The sequence below is a fragment of the Nostoc sp. genome (assembly GCF_041747015.1).
GTDB lineage: Bacteria > Cyanobacteriota > Cyanobacteriia > Cyanobacteriales > Nostocaceae > Nostoc.
This window is the reverse complement of sequence record NZ_JBGTFY010000272.1, coordinates 1-3,315: the sequence shown is the minus strand read 5'-3', so window position 1 is coordinate 3,315 and position 3,315 is coordinate 1. Positions and strand designations below refer to the sequence as shown.

General features: G+C 44.3%; 3 protein-coding genes and 3 pseudogenes. 5 read left to right on the top strand and 1 reads right to left on the bottom strand.

The genetic code is table 11. From position 1 onward, the window contains the following. Positions 1-144: pseudogene (locus ACEW80_RS22560) on the top strand (IS6 family transposase); the annotation flags it as partial. Positions 145-343: 199 nt separating this feature from the next. Continuing rightward, a complete protein-coding gene (locus ACEW80_RS22555) occupies positions 344-598 on the top strand; it encodes a hypothetical protein (RefSeq protein WP_373528737.1) in 255 nt (84 codons plus the stop codon). 15 nt (positions 599-613) lie between these two features. Here ACEW80_RS22555 and ACEW80_RS22550 read toward each other — a convergent pair whose 3' ends face one another. After that, the gene (locus tag ACEW80_RS22550; protein ID WP_373528736.1) at positions 614-1,066 is read right to left on the bottom strand and encodes a DUF2141 domain-containing protein; all 453 of its coding nucleotides are present in this window, start codon (positions 1,064-1,066) and stop codon (positions 614-616) included. A gap of 323 nt (positions 1,067-1,389) precedes the next feature. Here ACEW80_RS22550 and ACEW80_RS22545 point away from each other — a divergent pair, with 323 nt between their 5' ends. From ACEW80_RS22545 to ACEW80_RS22535, 3 genes and pseudogenes are all read left to right on the top strand, one after another. After that, a complete protein-coding gene (locus ACEW80_RS22545; RefSeq protein WP_373528735.1) occupies positions 1,390-2,022 on the top strand; it encodes a TetR family transcriptional regulator in 633 nt (210 codons plus the stop codon). Positions 2,023-2,136: 114 nt separating this feature from the next. Beyond that, a pseudogene (locus tag ACEW80_RS22540) lies at positions 2,137-2,876 on the top strand (IS1 family transposase). After that, a pseudogene (locus tag ACEW80_RS22535) lies at positions 2,788-3,315 on the top strand (IS6 family transposase); the annotation flags it as partial. The pseudogenes ACEW80_RS22540 and ACEW80_RS22535, both read left to right, overlap by 89 nt.

The following is a 3,315-nucleotide window of genomic DNA, read 5'->3' as shown; positions in this document are numbered from 1 at the left end:
ATTATTCTCCGCTGTGTGCGTTGGTACTGCACTTATCCAGTGAGCTATCGGCAAGTAGCCGAGATGGTGAACGAACGGGGTATGGATGTTCACCACACGACGATTTACCGTTGGGTGCAGCAGTATGGACCAGAATTAGAGAAGCTTCGACTCCGACTTGTGCCGGGTGAGATACCCTGCCCGCAAGGTGTCTATACCCTTGAGCACTAGCTTAGAAGCAAAAGGGTGGCGTAGACGGTGGGGGTAGCAGTCTTCTACTCCGGCGATCGCTTCCGAGATCTACCCCACCCACAGCCCAAGCTCACAACACCAAAAATCGCGCTGAACTATCCGTGGGTCGTGCGTGGAGATAGCGACCTGTAGTGGCAACATTGGCATGGCCCAATGTTTTGCTGCACTAGATGCACCGGCGCTCCTCTGTCCATTTCGTGACTGGCATGGGGATGGCGCAGCCAGTGGGGAGAGACTTTGCTTGCAATCTGAGGCGCTGGCTGTGGAGATTACTATTCCCTTGTTCTTGGTCTTTCGAGTTTGTGATGTATTGGTCCTTCTGGCGCAGAACCCATCAAGCTTTGGCTCGTTACTATCACTACCGTAAACGTTCCCAAGCTCCCTAAAAGTACTTCAACTGAATCTGGATATTCGTGCTTGAACCCTTAACAGGAACGGCTGAAGCGGCAAACTTAGGAGGACCAAAGCGAATGGCTGGATTTCGAGAAAACCCAAATCCTTCCTTCGGGATACCTAAGAAATTGCGATTAGCCTGACGGTCATTGTTTTCGTCATGCAGAACTGCAACTGCATAGCTTCCTGGCTGTAACTGTCCAAGTGTCACTCTTAATGGGGTATCTGTAATTTTTATGCATTGACTCTGCACTGCATTTGTAGTTTTACTCGGAAAGCCAATACTTGCTGCAAACACACTTAAACACACCTGTCCTTTGCGATTTCGCAATCCATCCACATTAATTGTTAAGGTACTCGATGAATTTGCGCTAGCACTCAATGCCAGAGTTAAACTTCCCAGCACTGTGAATAGGAAACTTGTCACACGAAAGTGTTGCATTTAAGTTTATCTCGATTAAATCATTGGTTGTCAAGAGGTTATACGCACCCCGAAATTGTGCAGGGCACAATGGTTGCCACTGTAATCAGGGCAACCCGTCACGTTAAATCCATCATAATTGGCTCCTTAAATTGGAAAAAGTATTCAAAGCATAGTTATAGCCTGGCCTAAGCATTTGAAACTTACTTACCTGTCAGTATACTTTCGTGCAAGAAACAGGAAATCTATCTTTAGGCATATAAATGCCAAATTATTATTTTGGTTAATGATTTACCAGATAATTGACTTACAAGTCAGTAAACTAGGTTGCAAGTTTTTCTCTAATGACAAAGCGTAACCCTCTTACCCCTCTAAAAACTTACAATGCCAAAGCAACTCAGGCAGCAATTCTAGATGCAGCAGAAGAAGAATTTGCCAAACATGGACTGGCTGCTGCCCATACAGAGGTGATTGCTACAAAATCGGGTGCAACAAAGACAATGATTTACTACTATTTCCAGAATAAAGAAGGACTCTATCTTGCAATGCTCAAACGAGCATTTGTAGAACGTTTTCAAGAAATACAAGCGATGAACTTAGATCAACTGGCACCAGACATCGCGTTAGAACAGTTCTTGCACTACTTTCTCTCACAACTAAACAAAAATCCAAATTTGCCAATGATTATGCTCTATGAAGCAATGCAGAACCAGGGCAAGTATCATGAAGAAATTGAAATTTTAGAATTTTATCGTCTATTAAGTACAATTTTAAAGGGAGGAGTTGCTAGTGGCGTTTTTCGTCCGCTTGATCCTCAGCATATGGCAGTAAACTTAATTGGCACTTGTGTTTTCTATTTTTGCGCCAAGGAGAACATAAAACATCTTTGGGAAAAGAAACGGTTATTGGGAAAGGAGATGCTGACTCAACATCAGCAGGAGGCAATCCGTTTTGTGCTTGCAGGAGTGCGAGCTTAGAAGGGTGGGCTACCAACGTAGGTTATGTTCCAGAAGTGTTGAAAGACTATGCTCAAATCCAGTATGATTATTTATACTGTATGATATTTAAGTATATTTTCTATGACGGTCTGAATTCCAGTTGAATGCCCACATTGTCACAGAACTGATGTTTCTAAGTTTGGTAAATCTGCTAGACAGAAACAACGCTATCTTTGTAAAAACGAGGAATGTCCATACCGTACCTTTATCCTAGACCATTCCTATGATGGGCGAAAACCAGAAGTTAAGCAACAAATTATAGAAATGACCCTGAGTGGAAGTGGTGTCAGGGATGTTGCCAGAGTCCTCAAGGTGAGTCACACCACCGTCATCAAAGAATAAAAAAAAGCTCAAAACTAAGCCAAGTTAACCAAAAGCTTTTAGAAACTCTAAAGCCTGAAAATATTGAGGTTGAGCTGCTCCGTGCAGATGAGCTTGAAGAGCAAGAGATTCAAGAATCAGAACTTGACGAAATGTGGAGTTTTGTTGGTAATAAGGGCAATCAAAGGTGGTTATGGCATGCGCTTAATAGACGCAGTGGCAAAGTGTTAGCGTATGTTTTCGGACGACGCAAAGATGAGGTGTTTCTTGAATTAAAGAGATTGCTGGAACCGTTTGGAATTCAGAAGTATTGCACGGATGGATGGGGTGCATATGAGAGACGCATCCCACCTGAGCAGCATGAAGTTGGGAAACGTAAAACCCAGCGAATTGAACGGAAACATTTGACGTGAAGAACTCGAATTAAGCGGTTGGCTCGCAAGACAATCTGCTTCTCTAGAAGTGAGGAAATGCACGACATTGTCATTGGTCTATTTATCACGTTCCACTAATGACTCCTGGCGGTTGGACGAGACCTACGTCAAAGTTAAGGGGAAATGGAAGTATCTTTACCGGGCTGTGGATTCAGCAGGCAACACCCTCGACTTTTTGCTCACTGCCAAACGCGATGCCAAGGCGGCTAAGCGCTTTTTTCCCAAGATGCTGAAGGCTACCCACAATCAGCAACCACGAGTGATAACAGTCGATAAGAACCCGGCCTACCCAAAAGCAATAGTTGAGCTTGAAGCTGAGCTAGAGTTACCTGAAACAGTTGAGTTGCGCCAGTGTCCATACCTCAACAACATCGTCGAGCAGGACCATAGGTTCATCAAGCGACTAGTCAAGCCGGGGATGGGGTTTGGGTCATTCAACACAGCGAGGCGAACCCTTAGAGGATATGAAATGATGCACATGATGAGGAAAGGACAGATTCAAGGAGTGGCTAGAGGA

What these genes read in the sequence shown, in the direction of transcription:
- ACEW80_RS22550 (WP_373528736.1), bottom strand. Translation starts at nt 1,066, where the DNA reads ATGCAACACTTTCGTGTGACAAGTTTCCTATTCACAGTGCTGGGAAGT.
- ACEW80_RS22545 (WP_373528735.1), top strand. Translation starts at nt 1,390, where the DNA reads ATGACAAAGCGTAACCCTCTTACCCCTCTAAAAACTTACAATGCCAAA.